General features: G+C 57.9%; 28 protein-coding genes. 13 read left to right on the top strand and 15 right to left on the bottom strand.

From position 1 onward, the window contains the following. The first annotated feature begins 10 nt into the window (after positions 1 to 10). Together mnmC2 and ACZ1G5_RS11745 are read left to right on the top strand one after the other, a co-directional pair. A complete protein-coding gene (mnmC2, locus tag ACZ1G5_RS11750; protein WP_472733013.1) occupies positions 11 to 691 on the top strand; it encodes a tRNA (5-methylaminomethyl-2-thiouridine)(34)-methyltransferase MnmC2 in 681 nt (226 codons plus the stop codon). Further along, positions 681 to 1,547, top strand: coding sequence for a DMT family transporter (locus ACZ1G5_RS11745; protein ID WP_472733012.1), 867 nt, complete (start codon positions 681 to 683; stop codon positions 1,545 to 1,547). The genes mnmC2 and ACZ1G5_RS11745 overlap by 11 nt, the downstream gene beginning before the upstream one ends. Here ACZ1G5_RS11745 and ACZ1G5_RS11740 read toward each other — a convergent pair. Next, a complete protein-coding gene (locus ACZ1G5_RS11740) occupies positions 1,544 to 3,592 on the bottom strand; it encodes a lytic transglycosylase domain-containing protein (RefSeq protein WP_472733011.1) in 2,049 nt (682 codons plus the stop codon). The genes ACZ1G5_RS11745 and ACZ1G5_RS11740 overlap by 4 nt on opposite strands. 197 nt (positions 3,593 to 3,789) lie before the next feature. On the opposite strand from ACZ1G5_RS11740, the gene dapA reads away from it, so the two are divergent. After that, positions 3,790 to 4,662 carry a 4-hydroxy-tetrahydrodipicolinate synthase gene (gene dapA / locus ACZ1G5_RS11735; protein ID WP_472733010.1) on the top strand — a complete coding sequence of 291 codons (873 nt, stop codon included), beginning with the start codon at positions 3,790 to 3,792 and terminating at the stop codon, positions 4,660 to 4,662. Here the strand turns inward: dapA and ACZ1G5_RS11730 are convergent. Next, positions 4,659 to 5,852, bottom strand: coding sequence for a winged helix-turn-helix domain-containing protein (locus ACZ1G5_RS11730; RefSeq protein WP_472733009.1), 1,194 nt, complete (start codon positions 5,850 to 5,852; stop codon positions 4,659 to 4,661). The two genes, dapA and ACZ1G5_RS11730, sit on opposite strands and share 4 nt — an antisense overlap. A 107-nt stretch (positions 5,853 to 5,959) precedes the next feature. Between ACZ1G5_RS11730 and smpB the strand changes: the two genes are divergently transcribed. Further along, the gene (gene smpB / locus ACZ1G5_RS11725) at positions 5,960 to 6,433 is read left to right on the top strand and encodes an SsrA-binding protein SmpB (protein WP_472733008.1); all 474 of its coding nucleotides are present in this window, start codon (positions 5,960 to 5,962) and stop codon (positions 6,431 to 6,433) included. Positions 6,434 to 6,439: 6 nt separating this feature from the next. Here smpB and ACZ1G5_RS11720 read toward each other — a convergent pair whose 3' ends face one another. After that, positions 6,440 to 7,048 (bottom strand): hypothetical protein, encoded by a 609-nt coding sequence (locus ACZ1G5_RS11720; protein ID WP_472733007.1) that lies wholly within the window; start codon positions 7,046 to 7,048, stop codon positions 6,440 to 6,442. Between the two features lie 359 nt (positions 7,049 to 7,407). Here ACZ1G5_RS11720 and sseA point away from each other — a divergent pair, with 359 nt between their 5' ends. Further along, the gene (gene sseA / locus ACZ1G5_RS11715; protein ID WP_472733006.1) at positions 7,408 to 8,271 is read left to right on the top strand and encodes a 3-mercaptopyruvate sulfurtransferase; all 864 of its coding nucleotides are present in this window, start codon (positions 7,408 to 7,410) and stop codon (positions 8,269 to 8,271) included. 1 nt (position 8,272) lies between these two features. Next, positions 8,273 to 9,457, top strand: coding sequence for an amino acid aminotransferase (locus ACZ1G5_RS11710; protein WP_472734322.1), 1,185 nt, complete (start codon positions 8,273 to 8,275; stop codon positions 9,455 to 9,457). A gap of 9 nt (positions 9,458 to 9,466) precedes the next feature. Here ACZ1G5_RS11710 and ACZ1G5_RS11705 read toward each other — a convergent pair whose 3' ends face one another. Further along, a complete protein-coding gene (locus ACZ1G5_RS11705) occupies positions 9,467 to 10,021 on the bottom strand; it encodes a P-loop NTPase family protein (RefSeq protein WP_472733005.1) in 555 nt (184 codons plus the stop codon). A 184-nt stretch (positions 10,022 to 10,205) separates the two neighbouring features. On the opposite strand from ACZ1G5_RS11705, the gene ACZ1G5_RS11700 reads away from it, so the two are divergent. Beyond that, positions 10,206 to 11,162, top strand: coding sequence for an L-malyl-CoA/beta-methylmalyl-CoA lyase (locus tag ACZ1G5_RS11700; RefSeq protein WP_472733004.1), 957 nt, complete (start codon positions 10,206 to 10,208; stop codon positions 11,160 to 11,162). A gap of 11 nt (positions 11,163 to 11,173) precedes the next feature. On the opposite strand, the gene ACZ1G5_RS11695 is transcribed toward ACZ1G5_RS11700, so the two are convergent. Next, on the bottom strand, positions 11,174 to 11,599 hold the full coding sequence (locus ACZ1G5_RS11695; protein WP_472733003.1) for a hypothetical protein: 426 nt from the start codon (positions 11,597 to 11,599) through the stop codon (positions 11,174 to 11,176). A gap of 149 nt (positions 11,600 to 11,748) precedes the next feature. Here ACZ1G5_RS11695 and ACZ1G5_RS11690 point away from each other — a divergent pair, with 149 nt between their 5' ends. Both ACZ1G5_RS11690 and ACZ1G5_RS11685 read left to right on the top strand, forming a co-directional pair. Beyond that, positions 11,749 to 12,711, top strand: a complete 963-nt coding sequence (locus tag ACZ1G5_RS11690) for an acetyl-CoA carboxylase carboxyltransferase subunit alpha (protein ID WP_472733002.1) — start codon at positions 11,749 to 11,751, stop codon at positions 12,709 to 12,711. A gap of 35 nt (positions 12,712 to 12,746) precedes the next feature. After that, the gene (locus ACZ1G5_RS11685; protein ID WP_472733001.1) at positions 12,747 to 13,385 is read left to right on the top strand and encodes a M50 family metallopeptidase; all 639 of its coding nucleotides are present in this window, start codon (positions 12,747 to 12,749) and stop codon (positions 13,383 to 13,385) included. Here the strand turns inward: ACZ1G5_RS11685 and ACZ1G5_RS11680 are convergent, their stop codons facing one another. Genes ACZ1G5_RS11680 through ACZ1G5_RS11665 form a run of 4 tightly spaced genes read right to left on the bottom strand, consistent with a single transcriptional unit; the run spans position 13,386 to position 16,276 of the window. Next, complete coding sequence (locus tag ACZ1G5_RS11680) at positions 13,386 to 13,994, bottom strand: pyridoxamine 5'-phosphate oxidase family protein (RefSeq protein WP_472733000.1); 609 nt, start codon at positions 13,992 to 13,994, stop codon at positions 13,386 to 13,388. Continuing rightward, positions 13,987 to 14,715, bottom strand: a complete 729-nt coding sequence (locus tag ACZ1G5_RS11675) for a lysophospholipid acyltransferase family protein (RefSeq protein WP_472732999.1) — start codon at positions 14,713 to 14,715, stop codon at positions 13,987 to 13,989. Before ACZ1G5_RS11675 ends, ACZ1G5_RS11680 begins: the two co-directional genes overlap by 8 nt. Next, positions 14,712 to 15,605, bottom strand: coding sequence for a cell division protein FtsX (locus ACZ1G5_RS11670; RefSeq protein WP_472732998.1), 894 nt, complete (start codon positions 15,603 to 15,605; stop codon positions 14,712 to 14,714). Before ACZ1G5_RS11670 ends, ACZ1G5_RS11675 begins: the two co-directional genes overlap by 4 nt. Next, positions 15,602 to 16,276: a cell division ATP-binding protein FtsE gene (locus ACZ1G5_RS11665; protein WP_472732997.1), complete on the bottom strand. Its 675-nt coding sequence runs from the start codon at positions 16,274 to 16,276 to the stop codon at positions 15,602 to 15,604. The genes ACZ1G5_RS11670 and ACZ1G5_RS11665 overlap by 4 nt, the downstream gene beginning before the upstream one ends. 169 nt (positions 16,277 to 16,445) lie before the next feature. Between ACZ1G5_RS11665 and ACZ1G5_RS11660 the strand changes: the two genes are divergently transcribed. Then, positions 16,446 to 16,598 (top strand): zinc-ribbon domain-containing protein, encoded by a 153-nt coding sequence (locus ACZ1G5_RS11660; RefSeq protein ID WP_472732996.1) that lies wholly within the window; start codon positions 16,446 to 16,448, stop codon positions 16,596 to 16,598. After that, complete coding sequence (locus tag ACZ1G5_RS11655; RefSeq protein WP_472732995.1) at positions 16,571 to 17,203, top strand: hypothetical protein; 633 nt, start codon at positions 16,571 to 16,573, stop codon at positions 17,201 to 17,203. Before ACZ1G5_RS11660 ends, ACZ1G5_RS11655 begins: the two co-directional genes overlap by 28 nt. A 30-nt stretch (positions 17,204 to 17,233) precedes the next feature. On the opposite strand, the gene ACZ1G5_RS11650 is transcribed toward ACZ1G5_RS11655, so the two are convergent. The 5 genes from ACZ1G5_RS11650 to argH all read right to left on the bottom strand — a co-directional run bounded on the left by ACZ1G5_RS11650 (position 17,234) and on the right by argH (position 23,174). Then, the gene (locus tag ACZ1G5_RS11650) at positions 17,234 to 19,876 is read right to left on the bottom strand and encodes a DUF4175 domain-containing protein (RefSeq protein ID WP_472732994.1); all 2,643 of its coding nucleotides are present in this window, start codon (positions 19,874 to 19,876) and stop codon (positions 17,234 to 17,236) included. Between the two features lie 61 nt (positions 19,877 to 19,937). Next, a complete protein-coding gene (gene lysA, locus ACZ1G5_RS11645) occupies positions 19,938 to 21,206 on the bottom strand; it encodes a diaminopimelate decarboxylase (RefSeq protein WP_472732993.1) in 1,269 nt (422 codons plus the stop codon). Between the two features lie 74 nt (positions 21,207 to 21,280). Then, complete coding sequence (locus ACZ1G5_RS11640) at positions 21,281 to 21,616, bottom strand: DUF2834 domain-containing protein (protein ID WP_472732992.1); 336 nt, start codon at positions 21,614 to 21,616, stop codon at positions 21,281 to 21,283. After that, on the bottom strand, positions 21,616 to 21,789 hold the full coding sequence (locus ACZ1G5_RS11635) for a hypothetical protein (RefSeq protein ID WP_472732991.1): 174 nt from the start codon (positions 21,787 to 21,789) through the stop codon (positions 21,616 to 21,618). The genes ACZ1G5_RS11640 and ACZ1G5_RS11635 overlap by 1 nt, the downstream gene beginning before the upstream one ends. After that, a complete protein-coding gene (argH, locus tag ACZ1G5_RS11630; RefSeq protein WP_472732990.1) occupies positions 21,786 to 23,174 on the bottom strand; it encodes an argininosuccinate lyase in 1,389 nt (462 codons plus the stop codon). The genes ACZ1G5_RS11635 and argH overlap by 4 nt, the downstream gene beginning before the upstream one ends. Positions 23,175 to 23,188: 14 nt before the next feature. On the opposite strand from argH, the gene ACZ1G5_RS11625 reads away from it, so the two are divergent. Both ACZ1G5_RS11625 and ACZ1G5_RS11620 read left to right on the top strand, forming a co-directional pair. Continuing rightward, complete coding sequence (locus tag ACZ1G5_RS11625; RefSeq protein ID WP_472732989.1) at positions 23,189 to 23,749, top strand: TlpA disulfide reductase family protein; 561 nt, start codon at positions 23,189 to 23,191, stop codon at positions 23,747 to 23,749. Between the two features lie 225 nt (positions 23,750 to 23,974). Further along, positions 23,975 to 24,850: a S1 family peptidase gene (locus tag ACZ1G5_RS11620; RefSeq protein WP_472732988.1), complete on the top strand. Its 876-nt coding sequence runs from the start codon at positions 23,975 to 23,977 to the stop codon at positions 24,848 to 24,850. Between the two features lie 143 nt (positions 24,851 to 24,993). Here the strand turns inward: ACZ1G5_RS11620 and ACZ1G5_RS11615 are convergent, their stop codons facing one another. Next, positions 24,994 to 25,563, bottom strand: coding sequence for a YqgE/AlgH family protein (locus tag ACZ1G5_RS11615; protein WP_472732987.1), 570 nt, complete (start codon positions 25,561 to 25,563; stop codon positions 24,994 to 24,996). Positions 25,564 to 25,610: the final 47 nt, after the last annotated feature.

The raw sequence follows: 25,610 nt of genomic DNA, 5'->3' as shown, positions 1-25,610 counted from the left end.
GCATGGACCGATGACAGACCAGACAGCAAAACTCGACTGGCGGGATGGTGTGCCGATCGCCGCGGCCTTTGATGATCCCTATTATTCGCTTGAGAATGGTCTGGCCGAAACCCAGCACGTCTTTGTGGAAGGCAACGATCTGCCAGTGCGGTTCGGTGGCGATTTTCATATCGGGGAGCTCGGCTTTGGCACCGGCCTGAACCTATTGGTCACTTGGGCGGCATGGGCAAAGGCAGGACGGCCCGGCACGCTGCACTTCACCTCGTTCGAGGCCTTCCCGCTGAGCTTGGATGATATGCGCAACGCGCTGTACCACTTTGCATCTATCAAAGCTTTTGCCGATATCCTGCTTGCAGAATGGACGCCGGGTAGTGGACCAGTCACGCTGACCGATGGGCCGACGCTGACGGTTATTCCCGGCGACGCGCGCCAGACGCTCCCTGCCTGGGACAGCACCGTCGACGCATGGTTTCTGGACGGATTTTCACCCGCCAAGAACCCCGAGCTGTGGGAACCCGACCTGCTGCGCGCGGTGGCCATCCACACCAAACCCGGCGGGACAGCGGCGACATATTCTGCCGCAGGCCACGTCCGGCAAGGTCTTGCAGCGGCGGGTTTCGACGTCGCCCGCGTTCCGGGTTATGGCCGCAAACGCCATATGACACGCGCAAAGATGCCCGATGCAGAATAACCCGCGTCTTGGGATCATGCTGATGATCGCGACCACTTTCATCTTTGCGGTGCAAGACGGGATATCGCGGCATCTCGCGGACAACTACAACGTCATCATGATCGTGATGATCCGCTATTGGTTCTTTGCGGCCTTCGTCATCACCATCGCGACCCGGCAGTCTGGGTCAATCCGGGCCGCTGCAGCAACAAAACAACCCATCCTGCAAATCGCACGGGGGGTCCTGCTAGCGCTCGAAATTTGCGTCATGGTCAGCGCCTTTGTCTTGCTTGGGCTTGTGGAAAGCCACGCTATCTTTGCCTGCTACCCGCTGCTGATCGCTGCCCTGTCCGGCCCGGTGCTTGGCGAACAGGTCGGATGGCAAAGGTGGGCGGCCATCGGGATTGGTTTCATCGGCGTGCTGGTCATCCTGCAACCCGGCTACACCGTTTTTGCGCCCGCTGCGGCCATTCCCCTTCTTTCTGCTTTCATGTTTGCACTTTACGGGCTGCTGACCCGTTACGCCGCCCGCCAAGATAGCACCGCGACCTCATTTTTCTGGACAGGCACGTCAGGCGCGGTCGTGATGACACTGGCCGGTGTCTGGTTTTGGGAGCCAATGACAGCCGCCGATTGGCAATGGATGGCCGCCCTTTGCGTCGCAGGTGCCCTGGGACACTGGCTGCTGATCCGCACATACGAGGTGGCCGAGGCAAGTGCAGTTCAACCCTTCGCCTATCTGCAACTGGTCTTTGCAAGTGCAATCGGATTGCTATTGCTGGGTGAAACACTCCGGCCCAATGTCGCAATCGGCGCCGCGATCGTTGTCGCGGCCGGTCTGTTTACGCTGTGGCGGTCAAAGCAGCGCGCAAACTAGGGGCGTGCAACCGGCCGAACAGCCGGCGTTTCTTGCGATACCAACGGCGCGGGTTGCGGTTCTTCTGGCGCAGCAGCCACCTCCTCTTGCGGCAATGGACGCGCCCTTGGGCGCAACAGCGGCTTGGCACCGATCAGCAACTCAGTAAACCGCACCGGACCGGTCTCTCCCGTTAGGCGCGCCTGATAAACCGGGATGCTTTCGGTCACGCGCATCACGTAATTCCGGGTTTCACGGAACGGGATATGCTCGATCCAGTCCACGACATCCATTTCCAGCAAGCGCGGATCACCACGTTCATCCATCCACCGCTTTGGACGGCTTGGTCCGGCATTATACCCTGCCGCAATCATCACAGGGCTGCGTCCAAATTCACCTTTCAGATAGTCCAGATAGGCCGTCCCCAACGTCGCATTATAGCGCCAGTCATTCGTCAACCGTCCACGCGCATAGGGCAGACCCAGATTGCCCGCCACCTCTTCCGCTGTAGCAGGCATCAATTGCATCAGACCCAGCGCGCCAACAGGGCTGCCGATCCCGATGTTGAATTCACTTTCCCGTCGCGCGATGGACAGGGACAACGCGGGGTCGGCGGGTAAATCCATCTCGGCCAAATCATGCAAGGGATAGTAGATCTCTGGTACCAGCCGCCCGACACGCACCGCCGATTTGCCCAGCAACAGCGTGTAATACTGCTCATCCAGATTGTTCAGATAGGCACCGACTTGGGCAAGTTCTTCGGCATCCAAGACCCGACCCAGATGGGCAAAGAATGTCACCGCCGCACCGCGTTCGCCGCTTGCCAACAGGATCATCGCGGCCTGCACCATGTCGTCGTCGAACACGGGCGCATCCTGCCAAACAGCTTCTGCCCCAGCTAAGGCGGCGCTTAGCGGACGGCCAATTTTCTCGGACGCCAGAAGGCCATAAAAGCTGGTTTGGTGATCTGCCGCATCGCCAAAGGCAGCCGCCGCCAGTTCAGCATTGCCCTGAACCTCATGCGCCCTGCCGATCCAGTAGTTCATCCGCCCCAGCGAAATCGGACTGCTGGACGCCCGCAAAGCATTCTCAAAATGGCCCAGCGCTTGGGCAGGGTCACCCAGATAGGTCAGCGACAGATATCCCGACAACCACTCCAGATCCGCATAAGATGCACCTTCGGTCAGATAGTGCCGCGATGCCAGCGTGTAGGCCTGATCAGCGCGCCCTTCGCGCATTTCCCAGCGCGCCAAGATACGCCGCCAGCCGGACCAGCGAAACGGCTCGCCCAAGGCCGCGCGGCTGGTCGAGCGATCCAATAGCATTTTGACGGCATCTGTGCGCTCACCACGGCTGGCCAGCCACGAATATCGCGCATAAGCCAACCCCGCGTCTTCACGCAGGGCGCGTGGAACATCACGCAACATCCCCGGCAACCCGCGCGCGCGGGTGATATAGCCGATCCGCGCCGTGGCCAGTGCCGCCTGATCGTCATCCATCAGTGGCAACATACGCGCGGCATCCTCGGCCCGGTCGCGCCAGAGCAAAGCATCGGTGCGGGCGGCATGAAATGGGGTCAATTGCGGACCAAAAGCGTCATACATCGCCTTTTGCCCCTGATCGCTTAGCCGCAAACCGATCCACGCATCGCGCAGCACATCGCGTGCTTCTTCCTCTTGATCCATCGCCAGATGGGCACGCGCCAAAGCAACAGCCCCTTTTCCGGTGCGGGGTGCTATACCCTCAAACCAACCCAGAACGGTCTCGGGGTTTGCACCGCGCACAATCGACCGCTCCGCATGCGAACGCAGCGTATCCAGCCCCGGCCAATCCGCGCGGCGTGTCAAAAAGCTGCGAAACTCGGCGAATGTTCCGGTGCCATCGCGCAGACGCAACCACGTCAGCACGTCTCGCGTCACGGGGTCGGCGTCTTCTGCGATCTGATAGGCCACATCCCAATCGCTTTGTGCGGCATCAAGGGCGGCGATGCTTTTGGGATGCACCGATTGTGCCGATACCGTCGCCGCGGCGCTGATCATCATCATGACCAAGATCACAAGTCGCATAAAGTCACCGCCCAGATTTCTGTTATGCCAAAAGTAACGCAGAGCGGCGCAATGACAAACTCACAAACGCGGCAGTCGGCAGAAAAGCGGTTCACTGCGACCCAAAACCAAGGGCTTGTAGGATTTGCGTTCTCGCCCTAGTGTCCGCGCGATTTTACCCCGGCTGATCATAGCCATCAACAAGAAGGAAGCGTGCCATGTTTCGCGGATCACTCCCCGCCCTCGTCACGCCGTTTTTGAACGGCCAAGTTGATGTGGCTGCGCTAAAAAAACTTGTGAACTGGCATGTGGATCAAGGCAGCAACGGGTTGGTACCCGTCGGCACAACCGGCGAAAGCCCAACACTGAGCCATGCCGAACACGATCTTGTCGTTGAAACCGTGGTGGCCGAGGCCGCCGGCCACATCCCGGTCATTGCTGGTGCAGGGTCCAACAACACCGCAGAAACCGTGCGTCTGGTGCAAGCCGCCAAGAAAGCTGGCGCCGATGCGGCCCTTGTCGTCACACCCTACTATAACAAGCCGACCCAACGCGGGCTGATCGCGCATTTCACGGCGGCGGCAGACTGTGGCCTGCCGATTATCATCTATAACATCCCGCCGCGTTCGGTCATCGACATGACGCCAGACACGATGGCGGAACTTGCCAAGCACGACATGATCATCGGCGTCAAAGATGCGACAGCCGACCTATCACGCGTGCCTGCCCAGCGGATGCGCTGCGGTCCCGACTTTATCCAACTGTCCGGCGAAGACGCGACAGCCCTTGGGTATAACGCGCACGGCGGCCAAGGCTGTATCTCGGTCACAGCCAACATCGCACCAAAGCTGATCGCGGAATTTCAGGCGAGCACATTGGCCGGTGACTATGCCAAGGCGCTCACGCAACTGGACCGTTTGATGCCACTACACGAGGCAGTATTCACCGAACCCGGCTTGGTCGGCGCAAAATACGGGATGTCGCTACTGGGTTTGTGCAGCGAAGAGGTCCGCTCACCCCTCACCGGGCTGACGGACGCCACCAAAGAGAAAATGCGCGCAGCAATGGTCCATGCAGGCCTGCTGAACTAAGCCTCCCGCAACCAATCATCGACAAAACGCAACGCGCCGCAGCCCCCAAAGCTGGCGGCGCGTTCCAGCTCCGCCTGCAGCGCATTCAAGCGGCCCGACCCCATACGCACGCCCTGCTCTGGCCAAAACGCGCGCACGACCAACACGCCATCCTCGCGCTTCATATCTATCCGGCCAATCATGCGGTCGCCTTCCATCACCGGGAACACGTAATAGCCGTATTTCCGTTTCGGCGCGGGCACAAAAATCTCGATCCGGTAGGCAAAACCGAAAAGGCGCTCTGCCCGCTTGCGGTCGCGCAATGCAGGGTCAAAGGGGGACAGGATCTGCAAGCGCGGAACCGGTGGCGCAATCTCCAGCTCCATCACATCCGGCCATCCAAAAGACCGGCGCAGCTTGCCATCCACACCCTCCACATCAATCTCAATCACGCGACCATCGGCCAAAGCAGTTGCACACCAGGCCTTTGCCTCCGCCGGGGTGACGTGATCCCAAAACGCGGCCAACTCGCCGCTGGTGGCAAAACCCAAACGGTCCAAGGCACCTGCACAGCACCATTCAATCGTTTCCTCGACATGGTGACGGCGGTTCAAATGCTCGGGCGGAATAACCCGCTCTGTCAGATCATAGACCTTGGTAAACCCCTCACGACGCACAACAGACACTTGGCCCGACCGCCACAAATACTCCAGCGCCGTTTTGGACGGATGCCAATCCCACCAACCGCCAGACCCACGGCTTTCGTCCTCACCGACTTGGCCAGAGGTACAACAGCCCTCGTCCGAAATCCGGCGCAGCACCGCATCTATCTTTGCGGTGAAATCACCCCTGCGCCATTCCTTCCAGCGGGTCTCCATCCGGGTGGCATCGCGGGCAAACCGCAAACGCCAGTGGGCAAAGCTCTCGATCGGGATGATCGCGGCATCATGGGTCCAATGTTCAAACACCTGCCGGTCGCGGTGCAGCAAATGCTGCAAGGCTTTGGGGCGGTACTGCTGACGGCGGGACCACAAAATCAGGTCGTGGGCACGGGCAAAGGTGTTCACACTGTCAAGCTGCACAAAGCCGAGATCATCCATCACGCCCTTCAGATCAGCGCCCTTACCGGGACCAGAGGGGCGGGTCGCGAGACCATGGCGGGCCAGAAAAACATGGCGGGCCGACCGGTTACGCAAAACCGGGACGCTCATCGACCTAGCTGCATCATCGCAATGCCCTTTTCATTTCTTTGCATATCATTGTTCCTTGCGGCGCCACCCTTGTGCCAGTTCGCAGGTTCGCCTATCTGATCCCAACTATGGCCAAGAAACCCGAAAACAAAAACTACAAAGTCATCGCCGAGAACCGGCGTGCCCGTTACGATTTTGCCATCGAGGATGACCTCGAAGTGGGCATCATCCTGACAGGGTCCGAGGTTAAATCGCTGCGCATTGGTCAATCCAACATCGCCGACAGCTATGCGTCGGTCGATGACGGTGAACTCTGGCTGACCAATGCCTATATCGCGCCTTATGATCGGGCCATGTTCAGTCATGAAGAACGGCGCAAGCGCAAGCTTCTTGTCAGCCGCAAACAGCTCTCAAAGCTGTGGAATGCGACCAAACGCGAAGGGATGACCCTTGTGCCGCTGGTGATGTATTTCAATGACCGTGGGTTGGTGAAACTGAAGATCGCGACGGCCAAAGGTAAGAAGAACCACGACAAGCGCGCCGACGAAGCCAAGCGCGATTGGGGCCGTCAAAAACAGCGGTTGCTGCGGCACGGCGACTAAGGCACGCTATTTGTAAGTCGGTTGACCTGCATCCTGCAAGGCACCCCGCACGATACGCTCAATAGCTTTTGAATCATCGACAAACCGAAATCCCGAGATGTTCAGGATTTGCGTGTACCACAATAAATAGCGGATAATTTTGTTAAAGCGTTGGTCGGTTGCGATCGGAAGACGCTTCAGTGCTGCCTCACTTCCAAGTCGCGCGCGCAGTAGAACTGACCCCGCCTTCGGAAAATGGCTCACCCTCCAATCCGCATTAAGTTCACGGATAAAAACAGTGCTTATGGCAGAGCTATCAATAATGATTGCACGTTGATCAGTCAGTTTATACTGGGTGAGGGCCCGATGTTGCCGGTCAAGATAGGGCACTCCAATGAGGAAGAACAACCCATGCATCAGCATAACGGTTGCGACCAACGTCATGCCTAAAAACAGCGCCGGCGCCTTTGACCAATCGCCATTCAAGACAGCTGAGAAAGCTGAAACGGCGAAGACGAGCATATACACACCGACAAAGGCATAGATGAGGTGGAACACCGAATAGCGGATCCCTTGCCCGGGGCGACCTTCCCACAACGTAACCTCGCCAGAACGAAAAGGAACATTGTCGGTCATTCGAAAACCACGGTTAACTTCATGCCCGACTTCATAGCCACCCTTTCGGAACAAGCCTATGGGACCAGCGGTGACAGGTAAACAAAGCGCGCACAAGACCACTGGTTATGGGACAAAACCTGCCGTATTTCCCTTTCACAACCCAGCACAGCTCTAATAATGCAATACAAACAACAGCTCCGGTTCGCACACTCCCATTGCAATGTTACGTTGCGCGGCAGAGTCATTGGCATCAGGTGCTACACGCGCAACTTCTGAACGCTGTATGGACGCAATCTTACCGGTTCCGAACAGGCTTTCCCTTGTCTTAAATGCCTGCACAAGTTACCTCTGGCGCGACTGCCGAAAGGGGCTGTGTGATGTCTGCAATGCAATCTGATGATCCCAAAACACTGGTCAGCACTGACTGGTTAGTGGCCCATATCAAAGACCCAGATCTGCGGATTTTTGATGCCTCATGGTATCTGCCCGACATGCGCCGCGACGCAAAGGCCGAATATGCGGCAGGCCACATTCCCGGCGCGCGTTTCTTTGATATCGATGAAATCAGCGATGGCAGGTCCGAACTGCCGCATATGGCGCCGCCGGTCGAAAAATTCATGTCTCGCATGCGCGCTTTGGGTGTCGGCGACGGGCATCAGGTTGTGGTCTACGATGGCGCCGGGCTCTTCTCTGCCGCGCGCGTCTGGTGGCTGTTCAAACTGATGGGCCAACATAATGTGGCCGTGCTGGACGGTGGCCTGCCCAAGTGGTTGGCGGAAGGTCATAAAACGACCACAGCAGCCCCTACGATCCGCGACCGCCATATGACCGTAAAAATGGAAACGCACCGCGTGCGCGACGTGACCGAAGTGGCGCGTGCGGCCAAACTGGGCGATCACAGCATCATCGACGCGCGCCCAGCAGCCCGCTTCAAAGGCGAAGCGGAAGAACCACGCGAGGGCATGCGTTCGGGCCATATTCCGGGGTCCAAAAACGTCTTCTTCCAAGACCTACTGAACGCCGACGGCACGATGAAAGCCCCCAATGCATTGCGCACCGTTTTTAATGACGTGGGCGTCGATCTGCACAAGCCGGCCATCACAACCTGCGGGTCTGGCGTGACCGCCGCGATCCTGTCACTTGCCCTTGAACGCATCGGCAAAACCGATCATTCGCTCTATGACGGTTCATGGTCCGAATGGGGCATGTACGCCGACCTTCCTATCGCCACCGGAGCCTGAAATGCTGGAAAACCTCACCGCCCAACCCGCCGATAAAATCCTTGCCCTCGTGGCAAAATTCAAAGCGGACCCGCGCACTGATAAGGTCGATTTGGGTGTCGGCGTCTATAAAGACGCGACAGGCAACACGCCGGTCATGCGGGCCGTGAAAGAGGCCGAGCGTCGTATCCTCGCGGATCAATCCACCAAGGCCTATACCGGCTTGGCCGGCGATCCGGCATTTGGTGCAGCGATGAAAGACCTCGTTCTTGGCGATAGCGTCCTGAGCGAGCGCGTCGCAGCCGTGGCAACACCCGGCGGGACTGGTGCGATCCGCCAAGCGCTTGAACTGATCAAAATGGCAGCACCCAAGGCGACCGTCTGGCTATCCAACCCAACATGGCCAAACCATCCGTCCATTATCAAATACCTCGGCATGAAAATGGCTGAGTATCGCTACTTCGATGGCGAAACACGCGGTGTGGATTTTGCGGGCATGCTGGCCGACCTCGAAGCTGTCGCACCCGGCGATGTCGTTCTGCTGCATGGCTGTTGCCACAATCCGACCGGTGCCAACTTGACGTATGAACAGATGGCACAGGTGATCGGCATCATGCAGAACAAAGGGGCCGTGCCCTTTGTCGATATCGCCTATCAAGGGTTCGGCGACGGTTTGGCCGATGACGCCAAGGCCACGCGGCAAATCGCCAGCAGTTTCGAGAACTGCCTGATTGCCGCAAGTTGTTCCAAGAACTTTGGGATTTATCGTGAACGCACGGGTATCCTGATGGCGGTCTGCAAGGATGCGGATCAACAGGCGTTGACCCAGCAGAACCTCGCCTTCCTGAACCGCCAGAACTATTCCTTCCCGCCCGATCATGGTGCCCGCGTTGTCACCACCATTCTGCAAGACCCAGACCTGCGCGCCGACTGGGAAGCGGAGCTGGAAGAGACCCGCAATGGCATGCTCACCCTGCGTCAGCAATTGGCAGATGAATTGAAACGCCTGACGAATAGCGACCGTTTTGATTTTCTTGCACATCACCGGGGGATGTTCAGCCGTCTGGGCACCACGCCTGAGTTGGTCGAGAAACTGCGCGCTGATCATGGGATTTACATGGTGGGCGACAGCCGGATGAACATTGCCGGGCTGAATGCGCAAACGGTGCCTGCATTGGCCAAGGCGATTGTTGACGCTGGGGTCTAGTTTCAAACGCTAGGACGCGTTCAGGCGGTCCAAGACGGTTTTCTTGGCCGCTTCTAACGATGGTGTACCAACGATCCGACAAATCGGTATCGTTTGCCCAGCCAACCACCGTTCGTGCGCAGCCAGATTACGCCCGTCAAAGGCGGGATCCTCATAGCCTTGCGCCCAAGTCAGAAAGTCCTGGTGGATTTGGTGCATATCACCGCCAGCCTTGATACGATCGCCAAACCGGGCACTTTCGCGCGCGACAAGCCGTTCTAACCTGACCGGCGTTGGCAGATGCACAAAGACAATCAGGGTTGCCTGACTGACCAGCACCTGACCCCAACCGTTGCAGGCGCCCGTCAAAATCCAGCCGTCGTCGCCCAGTGCATCGGTCATGGATGCAATACGTTCTGTCGGGTCCCGTTTCACGGAAAAAGGTGGCTGCACAGGCGCCCAGAAATGATCATCGCTGTCGACATGCACCACGCCGATCTCAGACGCGATGCTTTGACCAAGGGTTGTCGTACCCGCACCAGACGCGCCAAAAATATACAGCTTGTGATGGATATGTGATGGCATTGCGTCCGGCCCTCTTGCGGGGTTTGACGTCTAATCCATCCCGCGAGCAACTTGCAACCGGTAGGCAGCGCAGTTGGAAGAACGATGAAAATGCTGCGGTTGCAAAATCACCTTGCCGCCGCTTGCGCAATATTCTACCTCTTGCCAAACGCTCGACGAAATAATCATACCGCAAGGATCACTCATGTCATTCCGCCTGCAACCCACGCCCCCTGCCCGTCCCAACCGTTGCCAACTCTTTGGTCCCGGCTCAAACACCAAGCTGTTTGAAAAGATGGCTGCGTCGGCAGCGGATGTGATCAACCTTGATCTCGAAGACAGTGTTTCGCCCTCTGACAAAGACACGGCCCGCGCCAATGTTATTCAGGCGATTAATGAGGTCGACTGGAACACCAAATACCTTTCCGTGCGGATCAACGGGCTGGATACACCTTACTGGTACAAAGATGTGGTCGATGTGCTGGAACAGGCGGGTGACCGGCTTGATCAGATTATGATCCCGAAGGTGGGCTGTGCGGCAGATGTCTATGCCGTTGATGCGCTTGTCACCGCGATTGAAACGGCCAAAGGCCGTACCAAGCCGATCAGCTTTGAGGTGATCATCGAATCCGCCGCAGGCCTTGCCAATGTCGAAGAAATCGCCGCGAGTTCCCCGCGCATGGCCGCGATGAGCCTTGGCGCGGCGGACTTTGCCGCCTCGATGGGCATGCAAACAACTGGCATCGGCGGCACGCAAGACAACTACTACATGCTGCACGGCGAAAACCGGCACTATTCCGATCCGTGGCACTGGGCGCAGACGGCCATCGTGGCCGCCTGCCGAACGCATGGCGTCCTGCCGGTTGATGGGCCGTTTGGTGATTTCAGCGATGACGAAGGCTATCGTGCGCAATCGCGGCGGTCGGCCACGCTTGGCATGGTTGGCAAATGGGCGATCCACCCAAAGCAGATCGCGCTGGCCAATGAGGTGTTCACACCATCAGCGGAGGCCGTGGCAGAAGCCCGCGAAATTCTGGCAGCGATGGAAGACGCCAAAGCACGCGGCGAAGGGGCAACAGTCTACAAAGGCCGCTTGGTCGACATCGCGTCGATCAAGCAAGCCGAAGTGATTGTGCGCCAGTCCGAGATGATCGCGGGCTGACGCGCACGCGTTTATTGCCCAGCAAGTGTCAGGCGTCCGGCTTCAAAGGCATCTCTGCAGTCGGTCGCATCCCGCATGATGTCGTCTTGAAGCAGGGGTGTGCTTGTCATGCCGGGACCCGCGAAGCGCATATCATCGCATTCGCCGTCATTGGACCACTCGCCCGCGTCATTGCCAAAATCGATTGCGCCGTCGTCTGAAACACCTGCTAAGCGAAGCTGACCGGCCTGAAACGCGTTCCGACAGTCGGTTGCGTCTGCCAGAACGTCCTCTTCCAAAAGCGGCGTCGATGTCAGACCGGGGCCTGTAAACCGCCCGTCATCACACTCGCCATCATTCGCCCATTCGCTGCTGTCATCGCCAAAGTTGATTGATTGCGCAAAAGCTGGATTGGTCAAACCAAGTGCAAGCGCGGCTGTCAAAGTGAGAATACGCATCTAAAATTCCTTTGCTGCGACATTTTGGCGGCACAGTCGCGTGTTTGCACGCCCAATGCAAATGGCAATAATGTGGCAACGTGGTCCCGTTGCACTTGCATCAACCATACGCCATATATCGTTGAACCGATGCATGAAGGCCCGCCGCTATGACCCAATACCTCGACTTTGAAAAACCGCTCGCCGAAATCGAAGGCAAAGCCGAAGAGCTGCGCGCCATGGCCCGCGAAAATCCGGAAATGGATGTCGAGAAAGAAGCGGCGGCGTTGGACAAAAAAGCGTCTGACCTGCTCAAGTCGCTTTACGGTGACCTGACCGCTTGGCGCAAATGCCAGGTCGCTCGCCACCCCGAACGTCCGCATTGTCAGGACTATGTTGATGCGTTGTTCACCGAATATACGCCGCTTGCAGGCGACCGGAATTTTGCCGATGACCTGTCCGTCATGGGTGGGCTTGCCCGTATCGAAGGCATGCCGGTGATGGTGATCGGCCATGAAAAGGGCAATGATACCAAATCCCGGATTGAGCGAAACTTTGGCATGGCCCGCCCAGAAGGATACCGTAAGGCGATCCGCCTGATGGAGCTTGCGAACCGCTTTGGGCTGCCGGTTGTCACGCTTGTGGATACCCCGGGTGCCTATCCCGGCAAAGGTGCCGAGGAACGCGGTCAGTCGGAGGCGATTGCGCGCTCGACTGAGAAATGTCTAGAGTTGAAAGTGCCCCTGATCAGCGTCGTGATCGGCGAAGGTGGGTCTGGCGGTGCTGTGGCTTTTGCCTCGGCCAACCGTGTCGCGATGCTGGAGCATTCAGTCTATTCGGTGATCAGCCCCGAAGGCTGCGCCTCGATTCTGTGGAAAGACGCTGAAAAGATGCGCGAGTCGGCGGAAGCCCTGCGCCTGACGTCGAAAGACCTGCATGAGCTCGGCGTTTGCGACCGGATCATCCCCGAACCCGAAGGGGGCGCGCATCGCAACCGCACCGCGGCGATCACAGCCGTCGGTGAGGCCATCGTCACAATGCTGAACGAATTGCGTGACCTGTCAGGGGATAAATTACGCACAGACCGGCGCAACAAGTATCTTGCATTGGGCTCCAAAGGGCTCGCGGCCTAGAGTTGCGCATTCTCAAAGGGCATTGGCAACTTTTGTTGCTGATCATTCTCGTGTTTGCGCTGTGGCGGACGCCGATTGTTGTGCCGCTCAAAATCCTTGTCGTTTTCTTTCACGAAGCCTCGCATGCGATTGCGACCGTCCTGACCGGCGGAAAAGTCGTAAGCTTGTCGGTCTCGCCCGATCAGGGTGGTTTGGTACTGAGCCGTGGTGGCAGCCGGTTTATCACGCTCACCGCCGGCTATCTGGGATCGCTGTTGATTGGTATGGGGCTGCTGCTGGCGGCGACGCGTACCAAGGCCGACCGCGCTGTGATGGCAGGATGCGGCATCGTCATGCTCGTGATTGCCGGGCTATATGTCCGAGGGCTTTTTGCATTGGCCTTCACCGTCGGCGCCGGTGCCGCAATGTTGCTGATGGCGCGCTATCTGGGTCATCACGTTAATGATCTGGCACTGCGTGTGATCGGCCTGACGAGTATGATTTATGTGCCTTACGACATTTTCAGCGACACGATTGCGCGGTCTGGCCTGCGGTCAGACGCGCGGATGCTGGCCGAGGAATTTGGCGGCACCACGATCATGTGGGGCGTGCTTTGGCTGGTGATCAGCCTTGCCCTGATTGGCTGGTGCCTGCGCTACGGATTGGGCCGCAGCAGCAATCTTAGGCTGCGCTGACTACCACATCGTCTTTTCTGCGCGTCCTGCCCAGTTGGCATCATACTCCGCACCGTCGAATGCCGCTTCTTGTTCGGTCAGCAAATCACCAACTGTTGGCAGGTCGGCGCTTTCGTCGGCTGATGTCCACACCCGCGCCCGCATCAAAGCACGGGCGCACTGGCTATAGATTTCAGCAATCGAAATGACGACGACACTGCGCGGCTGACGGCCTTTTTCGGCAAAACGCCCCAACAAGACAGGATCAAGAGACACAACCGCCGTTCCGTTGATACGGATCACGTTGTCAGAGCCGGGCACCAAAAACATCAGGCTGATGCGTCCGTCTGCGACAATATTGCGAAGCGTATCCATCCGGTTGTTCCCCCGCCAATCGGGCAGCAGCAGGGTCTTGTCATCCAGCTCCTGCACAACAGGGCCATCGTCGCCACGCGGGCTTCCGTCGGTGCCTTCCGGTCCGACTGTCGAAACAACACAAAAGCGCGACGCCATAATCCATTTGCGATAAAGCGGGGTCAGATGCGGGGCGATCTTGATCAATGACGCCTTGCCCGGGGTGCCATAAAGCGCCTCAAGTGCAGCAACGTCAGTGATCGTATGATCAGCCATGAAACCCAGCTTCATTGTTCAATCGGTCCGAGGCGGTTTCGATGTCATGTTCCAGCCGGGACATGAATTCATCAACCTCAAGACCGGGTTCGATGCGCGGAAGAAACTCGAAGACCGCTGTGCCGGGCATCCGCATGACGCCCCGCTTTGGCCAGAAAACACCCACGTTGGTGGCGACCGGAACCACGGGTTGGTTCAACTCACGATAAAGCGCGCCGGTGCCAATTTTGTAGGGGGCTTTCACACCTGGCGCGATCCGCGTGCCTTGGGGATAGATGATCAACTGCCCCGGCATCGCACGCCCGGCCTGAACATCAGCCACCATCTTTTTGATTGCCTGCCCGCGCTTGCCCCGATCCACAGGGATACATCCGATCCGCAAACCAAACTGGCCAATGATCGGCGCGTATTTCAGGATAGCTTTGAAGATAAATTTCCCACGCGGCATCGCGCCGTAGATCATCAGAACATCAAGAAACGATTGGTGCTTTGGGGCGACCATGACTTCATCGGTGGGCGGCTCGCCCCGGATTTCGCATTTCAGACCGATCATCCAAGACGCCGTCCATTTGATCCAGCGGCAGTAGGCATGACAGCCCGCGACGGCCCCATTGGCCGAGATAATCGCGGCAGGCAGATAAAGAATGCCAATCACCAACATCGCCACATACATCTGCGCGTTAAAGGCCAACGACCGAACCCATTGAATGGCAGTGCTCATGTTTGTTCCTTCAGCCTGCGAAACGCCGCAGCACGGGTCGCAAAGAAGGCAACTATCGCCGCGAGGACCGGGATCAGCAAGGGCCAAAGCCATTCGCCCCCCTCAAAACCAACACCCATCAAAAGGCTGCCCGAGGGGTCACCTTGGGGCATCAGCATCACGACGATCGTGCCAAGAACTGCGCCAGCAAGCGCGCCTGCTCCGGCACGCAATGTGTAGCGGCGCACGAAGGCACGGGCGATATAGACGTCTTTTGCCCCGACAAGGCGCAACACGCGAATAACCTGCACATTGGCCGCCAAAGAGGTTTGCGCGGCCAGCGTGATCATCGCCGCAACTGTTGCACCAATAAGCACGATTACCGACCAACCAATCAGGCGCACACGGGATGCAGCCTCCAGCAACGGGGCCCGCCAGGATGTGTGATCGTCCAGAATGGCACCCGGTGCCTGTGCCGTAAGTCGGGCGCGCAAACCCTCGGCATCATAGCCATCGCCATCTGCGACGATCTCGATCAGTTGCGGCACGGGCAATGCATCAAGTGGCAGATCAGGGCCAAACCACGGTTCCAGCAGTGCCTGTTGTTCATCCTGTGACAAGGCGCGCACACTGCTGATACCCGGCGTCGTTTCCAGCACCTCTAACGCGGACAACAAAAGCGCATCGGCCGTTGCAGGATCAGCGGGCAACCTGAGCGTTGCAGACTGCGCCAATTCGTCGGCCCAGGTACCGGCCACGCGGCTGGTCGTCAGGGACACGGCCAAGGCAATAATCGCCAGAAACGCCATCACCGCAGCCACAAATATCGTCAATTGCGCAGTTAGCCCGGTTGGCGGAACCGCACGATCTGCCTGCGGATCACCAACGATAAGTTCAAGCAAAGCTTTCATAGCTCTGCCCCCGCCTGTTGCAACTGACCGTCCTTGAGCCGCAGCACCCGCGCGCTGACGTCGGACTTCATCGACCGGATCATCGCCAGATCATGGGTCGCGATCAGTATCGTTTTGCCCATCTTGTTCAACTCAACCAGCAGTGCCAGCAGTCGCTGCGACATCTCCCAATCCACATTGCCCGTCGGCTCGTCCGCAATGATCACATCGGGCGAGACAATCACAGCCCGCGCCAAGGCCGCGCGCTGCCGCTCACCACCCGATAACTGCGGCGGCAACTGCCCTGCCTGCGCACCTAAGCCAACCCAGCTGAGCAGTTCTTCGAGGTTTCCCGCGGCCTCGTTCACCCGGTCCGACACGGTCAACGGCAGGGCGATATTTTCGGCAATGCTGAGGTGATCAAGAAATTGACAATCCTGATGCACAACCCCAATGCGTCGGCGAGACATCGCCACGGCATCACGATCAAGGGCTGCCGCATCTTGCCCAAACAACCGAACCTTACCGCCCATTGCCTGCAAATCAGCATAACACAGCTTGAGCAGCGTGGTTTTGCCAGCGCCGGATGGTCCGGTCAAAAAATGGAATGATCCGGGCGCAAGTGTCAGTGATAAATGGGAAAAAAGTGGGTTGCCACCATATCCATATGACACTCTATCAAGTTCAATCACGTGCGTTTCCCCTGCCCTGACACCGCTCCTTCTGCCCAAATCTGCAACAGGTTTCAATGTCTGCGCATGCCCACCTAAGCAAAACCTTTGCGTTTGGCGGTTCCGTTGATAAATTGCAGACGGCGACAACAATAAATCACCAAACACGCCGGGCAGAAGGAAGAATATCATGCGGCTGATTTGCCCCAATTGCGAGGCTCAATACGATGTCTCCGATGAAGCGATCCCTCCGGGGGGCGCGATGTACAGTGCTCGAACTGTCAGCAGTCGTGGTTTCAGACTGAAAAACCGACAGTGCCTGGACGCGAGTCATCCAAACTGATCCGGCCGAAACTGCCTGATGCGATCAAGGAAACGATCGCATCGCAGATTGAAGACAACAAAGCCGACGTGACCCCACCACGCAAGGAACTGGACGGCGCTGTGGCCAGCATTCTGCGTGAGGAAGCACAACGCGAAGGTGCGTTACCCGGCAACCAAACCTCGACGCCGCCTGCAACGCAGGCCGAAACACGCGCGGCCCCCGTTGATATGGACGAAACGCGCCAACGAATTGCGCAGATGACGCATGAGGAAGGCGGGACACCCGCGGGTCAGGGTGCGGCAGCAGCAGCGACGGCTGCAAATGTTCGCTCTGTTCCCGATATCAACGAAATCAACGCCGCCTTGCGCGCACGTGCTGAGGCCAGCGATACCTCGGGGCTTACCGAACAAGAAAAACGCGAAGCCGCCGAACGGGGCGGTTTCCGGCGTGGTTTCTTCTTCATTCTTGTACTGATCGCGATCCTGATCCTGCCCTATATCTTTGCTGATCAAATCACGGAAAATCTGCCGCAGACGCGCAACTATATGGCAACTTACGTGAACACGATCGACCAGCTGCGGTTGAGTATCAGCGAATTTGTTAGCGGGTTGACGTCTGGCTGATACGGCGACGTCGATGCATTTGTGGTTCCGCTAGAACTGGTCCAACAACCGGCGCAGGTAGTCCCGCTCCAGCTCGGGACGGCCTTGCTCGGCAGAGCGTCGGCGAATTTCGTCGAGTAGTTCTTCTGCCCGACGGTTGATATCTTCGCTGCTCAGCAGATTTTGGTCGGTTCCCAACTGGCCGGTGTTGCCCATTTCGCGTCCCAACGGATCACGCTGACCGGGCACTGGACGACCCGATGCCTCGCCTTGTTCAGAACCTTGACCGGGCTCTGCGTTCTGGTTGTCTGCCATCGCTTGTCCCAGCTCGCGCATGCCGTTGCGCAATGCGTCCATCGCCTCTGCCTGACGATCTATCGCTTCGGCCAGATCACCGCCGCGAAGGGCCTCTTCGGCGTCTTCCATCGCACCCTCGGCCCGCTCCAGCGAGCGTCGTGCGACATCACCGGACTCGCCCTCAAGGTTCGGTAACCCGTCGCGCTGCCGTTGCAGTTCTTCGCGCAATGCGCGTTGACGTTCAGCCAAACTGCGCTGGTCACCCTCGCCACCGGCACCATCACCGCGCTGTTCACCGCTGCGGCCATCCTCGCCGACGCCCTGACCCTCACCTTGCCGTCCACCTTGGCCGGGCTCTTGTCCACTTTCACCTTGTTGGCCTTGCTGCTGACCGGGTTGCTGGCCTTGTTGGCCCTGCTGTCCCTGTTGTCCTTGCTGGCCCTGTTGGCCAGGCTGTTGCTGCTGGGGTTCACCCGGTTGACCGGGGCTGAATTGTTCTTGCAGATCACTAAAGCTGTCGTCGGATAGTTCTTCTTGCTCGCGCAATGTATCCGCGAGGTCCTGCATGGACTGCTCACCGGGTGTTTGCGGACCATCACCACCTTCACCTTGCGTGACGCGCAGGTTTTCCATCATCTGATTGAGCTGTTCCATCAACTCCTGCGCCTCGGCCATGCGACCTTCTTCCATCAACTCCTGGATGCGGTCCATCATCGCTTGCAGTTCATCCATACCCATGGCCTCGCCCTGCTCACCGCTGTCCGCCTGATCGGTGCCGTCATTGGGCTCCATTTCCTCAGCCAACATACGAAGATAGTCGTCAGTCGCTTCGCGCAACTCTTGCATCAATTCCGCGATTTCTTCGTCTGAGGCACCATCGCGCATCGCCTCGGCCAAACGCTCTTGCGCGCGGCGCAGGCGTTCGCGTGCATCTGCCAGGCGGCCATCTTCCAATTGGATCGCAAGATCCCATAAGGCCTGCACAATCTCGGCCTGCACTTCATCCGTCAGCCCAACATCTGAAAAGTTATCAAGACGGCGAATGATGGTCCGCAGGCGCAGGTAGGTGGTTTCGTTTGAGAAAAGACCCTCGGGGCGATGCGACACAGCACGCAAAATCTGGTTCACACGACGCGCGTTCGCCTTGGACCACATCAGGTCGCGCCGCTGTTCGATCACGGCCTTTGCGAATGGTTGAAAAAAGCGACGTCCTGGCAGAGCCATCGGCTCAGCCGGGGTCGTCCCCGTCTGTTCTGCGGCATCAATCACCTCGAGCTGCAGCGTGACCGGCATATTCGCCAGTGGATGCTCGCTGAGGTTATCAACGAGGAAATCCTCAAAATCAGATCTATCGCCGGTAAATGGCATCGGCAGATCAAGCACCAGTGGTTCGATGGGATCTGGATCAATTGTCAGTCCATGACGTCGATCAACCGCAAGCAGATCAAGGGTGATGGTCGCTGTCCCAAATTCAACACCATAATCATCAAAAGCGGCGAATGGCTGCGACAACTCGCCCATCGCGTCAGCCTCGATCGGGCCGGTAAGATCAACGGTGGGGCCGGCGTCTTCGACTGCCGTAACCTGCCATGTCGTCTCTTCTTCCCCACCAATCGTTAATGTGCCTGATTGGGTCACAGCAAACTGCTGTTGCGCGTCAGATGCGGCGCCCAACTCATCAACACGGCCTGACACAGTCTCGGCCACTGTCAGGGCACCAACCTCGCCATAAAGCCGTAAGGTGACCTGACTACCCTCAGGAACGCGCAAGGGTCCCGCTGGCACATCATTGAGGTAAATTGACGGCTTGCCCGTATATGCGGGCGGTTCGACCCAGCCTTCCCACACTGGACCGGTTGCAAGTGTCTGATCGCTGCCTGAGACGATTTCACCAACCGAACTGACGCGGAACAGCGAGCCGAACATCAAGGCCGCGACAAAGAACAACAAAGCCACAAAGCGCAAACCATAGGGATCGCGGTCTGAAATCCGCAAATCTGGTTCAACAGCGCGCGCTTCTTTGGTACGCTCTGCCATACGCTCCATATGCGCCTTCCAGACCGAGATAGAGGCGGCATCAGTGCTGCCAATCGCCTGCGTATCCGCGACAGCAGCAATCGGACGGCCCGGCATCGCGGCATCGACGCGTTCCAGTGCCTCGGCGGCGCTTGGCACTCTAAAGCGGCGGATACCCCAGATCAGTGTTGCGAAAAACGCCAGCACAGCAACGACGCCCGCGCCCCAGAAAACCTCTAGCGGGACAATGTCCTGCCAGCCCATCATCAAGGGCGCGAGGCTTAGAAAGATAACGGTCCAGAACGGCCAGAACGCGCGCACGACCTGTTCGGCCACCATCCCTGCGCGGGTGGCAGCGACGGGAAAACGCAAATGGCGCATCGGGTCATGCTGATTTTTCAGCGGGCCTCTCCCATTGTCTGTGGCGCGCGGTGGCTTTGCTTTACTGTAACCACTCCGGCAGCTTATCGCGTGCAATCATCTCTTCATAGGTAGGGCGTGGGCGGATAACTGCAAATTGATCGCCATCGACAAGCACTTCGGGGATCAATGGGCGCGAATTATACTCTGACGACATCACAGCACCATAAGCGCCCGCAGAGCGGAAGGCGACCAGATCATTGGCCTTTACGGCAGGCATATCGCGCGCCTTGGCGAAGGTATCGCCGCTTTCGCACACAGGTCCGACAATGTCATAGCGTGCGGGGGCCGCACCGGGCGTTGGTTCAACAACCGGTACGATATCATGCCATGCTTCGTACATTGCGGGGCGGATAAGATCGTTCATGGCACCATCTAGGATCAGGAACTCGCGGTCCTCGCCGGATTTCACATAGATCACCTTGGACACCATCAGGCCTGCGTTACCGGAAATCAGGCGGCCAGGCTCGATCTCAATCTCGCAACCCAGATGCCCCACGGTGCGCTGGATCAGCGCACCATAATCCGTGGGCAAAGGCGGTGCTGCGTTCGACCGCGCATAGGGGATACCCAAACCGCCGCCCAGATCAAGGCGCTTGATCTCATGGCCTTGCGCCCGCAGTTCCTCGGTCAGTTCCGCGACTTTGTTATATGCCGCCTCAAACGGGGCCAGATCGGTCAGTTGCGATCCGATGTGCACGTCAATCCCAACGATCTTAAGCCCCGGCAGGGATCCTGCCATCGCATAGACATCACGGGCACGGCTGATCGGAATACCAAACTTGTTCTCAGATTTACCCGTTGCAATCTTTGCGTGGGTTTTTGCATCAACATCCGGGTTCACCCGGATCGTGATCGGAACAATAGCACCCAATGATTGCGCGACCTGATCCAGCACGATCATCTCAGGCTCGCTTTCGACATTGAATTGGCGAATCCCACCTTCAATGGCCAAACGCATCTCATCTGCCGTTTTGCCAACGCCAGAGAAGACGATCTTGTCGCCGGGCACGCCTGCGGCCTTGGCCCGCAAATATTCCCCGCCAGAGACAACATCCATACCCGCACCGGCGTCGCCCAAGACCTTGATCACAGCCTGATTGGACAGGGATTTCATCGCGAAACAAACCAGATGGTCGCCCCAATCCAGCGCCTCATCAAACAGGGTGAAATGGCGTTTCAAGGTCGCGGTCGAATACACATAAAACGGCGTGCCAACGGCCGCCGCAATGTCAGATATGGCCACGTCTTCTGCATAAAGCGCGCCATTGCGATAGAGAAAATGATCCAAGCCTGCGATCCTTGTCCAAAACCAGATTGGGACATATCAGATCGCGGGCAAAGACCAACCCTGATTTGGCGGGCTTAGACACGCACCCGGTGCTTGTCTTTGGAATAGACGATGCGGTCGCGCAAATAGAGGTAAAGCGGCAACCCGCAGCTGACACCGATGCAGAAGGTTGCAGGTATCGCAATCAGGCTGAGCCAGTTTTTGCTCCGAAATGCCTCATACAAGACCCAGACTGTCAGGCTAACCGCAGCAATGGTCAAATCCCAAACCAGCCCGCTGGTCGCGGCATTCACGTGCCACGCATCAACCATCGCCATGATGTCCCAGCCTTCGGCCTGAAACCAGGTGATGAAATAGTACATCGGGTGCACGGCACCCCAGATCGCCAACAACAAAAAGACACTGCGCATCAGAGACCAACCCCGACCGACACCGTCCCATTTGATGCGCCGATGCTGGCGCCAGTGCTGACCCCGTTTGTACCCACGCTCAGGCCGACATTGGCGTTGGGCGTAAACGGCGGGCTATCCGCGCCGCAGGCCGCCAAAGTTGCAACGGTCAAAATCAAAGCAATACGTTTCATTTCAAAACCTCTTTCCAATGCGCCACCCGGGCGCGGACCTGTGACGGTGCGGTCCCCCCAAAACTGGTGCGGGACGCGACCGAATTTTCAACCCCCAGCACATCAAAGACATCCGCACGGATGCCGTCGTGAACCGATTGCATGTCCTCCAGCGTCAGATCAGGCAAATCGCAGCCCTTGCCTTCCGCCAGCGCCACCAACGATCCCGTCACATGATGCGCGTCCCGGAACGGTAGCCCAAGTTCGCGCACCAGCCAATCGGCAAGGTCCGTTGCCGTCGAAAATCCGCTCGCGGCTGCGGCTTTTAGGTTGTCACGCTCTGCCGTCATATCCGCGACCATCCCCGACATCGCAGCCAAGGCCAGCATCAAGTTGTCGGCGGCATCAAAGGTTTGTTCCTTATCTTCTTGCATGTCCTTGGAATAGGTCAGCGGCAGGCCCTTCATCACCGTCATCAGCGCGACATTGGCCCCGAAAATCCGGCCAATCTTGGCACGAATTAATTCAGCCGCATCCGGGTTACGCTTTTGCGGCATGATGGATGATCCGGTGGACCATTTGTCCGACATCTTCACAAAGCGGAACTGGGCTGAGGACCAGATCACCAGTTCTTCGGCCAAACGGCTGAGGTGCATGGCGCAGATGCTGGCAGAGGCCAGAAACTCCAACGCGAAGTCACGATCCGCCACCGCGTCCAGCGAGTTGGACATTGGGCGGTCAAAACCCAAAGCCTCCGCCGTCATCTGGCGATCAATCGGGAAGGACGTACCCGCCAAAGCCGCGGCCCCCAAAGGCGATGTATTCATCCGCTTACGTGCATCCGCAAACCGCGACCGGTCGCGTGCAAACATTTCTACATAGGCCAGCATATGATGGCCCCAAGTGACAGGCTGCGCTGTCTGCAAGTGGGTAAAGCCTGGCATGACCCAATCGGCCCCCGCCTCGGCCTGACCCAGCAACGCGGCTTGCAAAGCAGCCAATGCTTCATCCGCCTGATCACATTGATCACGGACCCAAAGGCGAAAATCGACGGCAACCTGATCATTGCGCGACCGCGCTGTGTGCAGACGACCCGCCGGTTCACCGATCAAATCGCGCAAACGGGCCTCGACATTCATATGAATGTCTTCCAACGCGGTTGAGAATGGAAAGTCCCCCGTTTCAATCTCTGACAAGACTGTGAGCAGGCCTTCCCGGATGGCCTCTGCATCGGTATCTGTGATGATGCCTGTGGCGGCCAACATGGCGGCATGGGCGCGTGAACCTGCGATGTCCTGTGGTGCAAGACGGCGGTCATACCCGATTGAGGCATTGATCGCCTCCATGATCGCGTCTGGTCCAGCGGCAAAACGCCCGCCCCACATCGTGTTTGCGGATTTGGTCATAAAGGAAGTCGCCCGTGCGAAAGTTAATGTCTGCCCTGCTTTATACGGCCCTTCTGGGTCTTGCAAATATAGGTCATGCCGATGTGGCTGCCGCAGAGGCCATGCGCGAGGGCGACATGCGCAAACTGATCTTCCACGGCGAACCCATCGCCAGCTCTGACGTGGCCTTTACCGGCGAAGACGGTGAGGAAATGACCCTCGCCGACTACCAAGGCAAACATATCGTTCTGAACTTCTGGGCCACGTGGTGCGCACCCTGCCGACACGAAATGCCACATCTGTCAGCACTTCAGGACGCGATGGGTGGCGACCAAATGGAAGTTGTCACAATCGCCACCGGACGCAACCCCCTGCCCGGTATGCAACGCTTTATGGCTGAAATAGGCGTTGATAATCTGCCGCTGCACACCGATCCGCGTCAAAGCCTCGCGCGGGGGATGGGCGTGTTGGGCCTGCCTGTCACCGTGATCCTTGATCTCGACGGCAATGAGATCGCCCGCATGCAAGGGGACGCCGATTGGTCGAGCGAGAACGCGATGGCAATTTTGCAGACCTTGATTGGGTCTAAAGGTTAATACAGCAAGCCGCGCACTTCATCAGGCTTCAGACAACAAGTGTGTCGCCGTCGTCTGAGGCAGACGGTCAATGCTGCGTCATCAATGCCGACAATACGAGCCAAAATCGGCTTTGGCCGCGATTGAATTCGCAAATAGAGATTAGTGGTGCAACTCAACCGTGAAGCCTCTAGAAGCTGCCTGTAGGTGCTCAGTCAAGCGGCATGCCAGATGAGGATATCCACGATGCAGTCCAACAAAAACTTGATGCGCATACGGACCCTGGTGCTGACCACCTTTACCATCGGCATGGTGCCTCAGGCCACTGCGATGGTCGTCCGTCACGATGTTGATCCGAACGCCTTCATCGTCGACGCAGCTGATCACCCGGCAGTGTTTCCTCTCAGCTGGACCATCGACGGTCAAGGCGACTGCGCGGGCACGCTTATTGCACCTCAATGGGTTGTCACAGCGGCGCATTGCTTCCCCGTCATTGCGGTGGGGGGCGACATCGAAATCGCAGGGCACAGGGCGACAATTGACCTCATGGTTGTGCATCCGAACTACGAGCGTGAATTTCGCCTCCCAGACGACCTTGCCTATCTTGCGGATGCTGACAGTGTGTTTGACGTCGACCCTCGCTTTGACATTGGCCTCATCCGCCTGTCCGAGCCGGTTACGCATGTGGATCCGCTACCAGTGTACCGTGGCGATTCTGAGGAAGGCATGGTCTTTGAGATGGTCGGCTGGGGCATGCAAGGAACCGGGGATAAGGGGATAGGTAGCTTATCGAATTTAATCGGGCGCACCCCAGCTCAACGGACAACCAACACCGTTGATCGTGTGGATGAAACCACACTTTACTTTGACTTTGATGGCCCGGGCGATCCGACCGTCACCCCGTTGGAGGGTGTCAGCGGCCCGGGCGATAGTGGCGGACCCGCAATTGCGTCATTTAACGATACGGCATACATCATCGGCATCAGTAGCGGTGGGTTCTACCCCGAAGCGCTTGTTGATGAGAGCGTCGAGGGCCGCTACGGCTGGCTTGAATATTACACGCGCGTCAGCGCAGTTGTTGCGTGGATTGATGCTGAAATAGAAACACACCACGGCGACTGAGACAGGTATCACTTTGTCGCATTAGTGCGAGCACTCTTGCTCAGGATAGATCGACAGTGGCCAATCATCTACGGCGCTGAACCCGTCACTATGGCCTTAAACCAGACATCGCCTGCCACACCAAACACCACGTCCCAACACACTTAAGCCCGCCCCGCCGTCGCGGACAGCAACAGCGGATCAACACCAAGCGAGTTCAGTGCTGCTGTCCATTTGCCCGCATTATCCGCCCCAAACAGGATCTCATCTGTGGGTGCACAGGTAAGCCAGCCGTTCCGCCCAATCTCATACTCCAACTGCCCCGGTCCCCAGCCAGCATAGCCCAGCGCCATCATCGACACCGATGGCCCCGCGCCTTTGGCCAAGTCCTCTAGCACATCCAAGGTCGCGGTCATGCGGTACCGATCATCGACGTCCAAGGTGCCATTGTCCGACGCGTAGTCGTTGGAATGCAGCACGAAACCGCGTTGATTGTCGACTGGCCCGCCAAAGTGAATCTGCACATCGCGTGCGCATGGTGTGGCCGCAATATCCATTTGCTGAAGCAAGTTGGTAAACTTGATCTCACGTTGGGGTTTGTTCACGATCAGCCCCATCCCACCCTCTTCAGAGTGGGCGCACATGTAGATCACCGTGTTTGCAAAACGCGGGTCTGACATCTCGGGCATTGCAATCAGCAGTTTCCCGGCAAGGGTCGAATCTACAGCTTTCATTATCCTAGGATGTAAGACCCCTGTCTGTGACGCAAGAACCATCGTTG

The sequence above is a fragment of the Yoonia sp. JB2-21 genome, from assembly GCF_055693545.1.
This window is presented reverse-complemented; position numbering and strand designations above follow the sequence as displayed.

Bases quoted from the DNA above. Each gene is read 5' to 3' on its own strand.
- mnmC2 (WP_472733013.1), top strand. From the start codon at position 11: ATGACAGACCAGACAGCAAAACTCGACTGGCGGGATGGTGTGCCGATC.
- ACZ1G5_RS11745 (WP_472733012.1), top strand. From the start codon at position 681: ATGCAGAATAACCCGCGTCTTGGGATCATGCTGATGATCGCGACCACT.
- ACZ1G5_RS11740 (WP_472733011.1), bottom strand. From the start codon at position 3,592: ATGCGACTTGTGATCTTGGTCATGATGATGATCAGCGCCGCGGCGACG.
- dapA (WP_472733010.1), top strand. From the start codon at position 3,790: ATGTTTCGCGGATCACTCCCCGCCCTCGTCACGCCGTTTTTGAACGGC.
- ACZ1G5_RS11730 (WP_472733009.1), bottom strand. From the start codon at position 5,852: ATGAGCGTCCCGGTTTTGCGTAACCGGTCGGCCCGCCATGTTTTTCTG.
- smpB (WP_472733008.1), top strand. From the start codon at position 5,960: ATGGCCAAGAAACCCGAAAACAAAAACTACAAAGTCATCGCCGAGAAC.
- ACZ1G5_RS11720 (WP_472733007.1), bottom strand. From the start codon at position 7,048: ATGACCGACAATGTTCCTTTTCGTTCTGGCGAGGTTACGTTGTGGGAA.
- sseA (WP_472733006.1), top strand. From the start codon at position 7,408: ATGTCTGCAATGCAATCTGATGATCCCAAAACACTGGTCAGCACTGAC.
- ACZ1G5_RS11710 (WP_472734322.1), top strand. From the start codon at position 8,273: ATGCTGGAAAACCTCACCGCCCAACCCGCCGATAAAATCCTTGCCCTC.
- ACZ1G5_RS11705 (WP_472733005.1), bottom strand. From the start codon at position 10,021: ATGCCATCACATATCCATCACAAGCTGTATATTTTTGGCGCGTCTGGT.
- ACZ1G5_RS11700 (WP_472733004.1), top strand. From the start codon at position 10,206: ATGTCATTCCGCCTGCAACCCACGCCCCCTGCCCGTCCCAACCGTTGC.
- ACZ1G5_RS11695 (WP_472733003.1), bottom strand. From the start codon at position 11,599: ATGCGTATTCTCACTTTGACAGCCGCGCTTGCACTTGGTTTGACCAAT.
- ACZ1G5_RS11690 (WP_472733002.1), top strand. From the start codon at position 11,749: ATGACCCAATACCTCGACTTTGAAAAACCGCTCGCCGAAATCGAAGGC.
- ACZ1G5_RS11680 (WP_472733000.1), bottom strand. From the start codon at position 13,994: ATGGCTGATCATACGATCACTGACGTTGCTGCACTTGAGGCGCTTTAT.
- ACZ1G5_RS11675 (WP_472732999.1), bottom strand. From the start codon at position 14,715: ATGAGCACTGCCATTCAATGGGTTCGGTCGTTGGCCTTTAACGCGCAG.
- ACZ1G5_RS11670 (WP_472732998.1), bottom strand. From the start codon at position 15,605: ATGAAAGCTTTGCTTGAACTTATCGTTGGTGATCCGCAGGCAGATCGT.
- ACZ1G5_RS11660 (WP_472732996.1), top strand. From the start codon at position 16,446: ATGCGGCTGATTTGCCCCAATTGCGAGGCTCAATACGATGTCTCCGAT.
- ACZ1G5_RS11650 (WP_472732994.1), bottom strand. From the start codon at position 19,876: ATGCGCCATTTGCGTTTTCCCGTCGCTGCCACCCGCGCAGGGATGGTG.
- ACZ1G5_RS11640 (WP_472732992.1), bottom strand. From the start codon at position 21,616: ATGCGCAGTGTCTTTTTGTTGTTGGCGATCTGGGGTGCCGTGCACCCG.
- ACZ1G5_RS11635 (WP_472732991.1), bottom strand. From the start codon at position 21,789: ATGAAACGTATTGCTTTGATTTTGACCGTTGCAACTTTGGCGGCCTGC.
- argH (WP_472732990.1), bottom strand. From the start codon at position 23,174: ATGACCAAATCCGCAAACACGATGTGGGGCGGGCGTTTTGCCGCTGGA.
- ACZ1G5_RS11620 (WP_472732988.1), top strand. From the start codon at position 23,975: ATGCAGTCCAACAAAAACTTGATGCGCATACGGACCCTGGTGCTGACC.
- ACZ1G5_RS11615 (WP_472732987.1), bottom strand. From the start codon at position 25,563: ATGAAAGCTGTAGATTCGACCCTTGCCGGGAAACTGCTGATTGCAATG.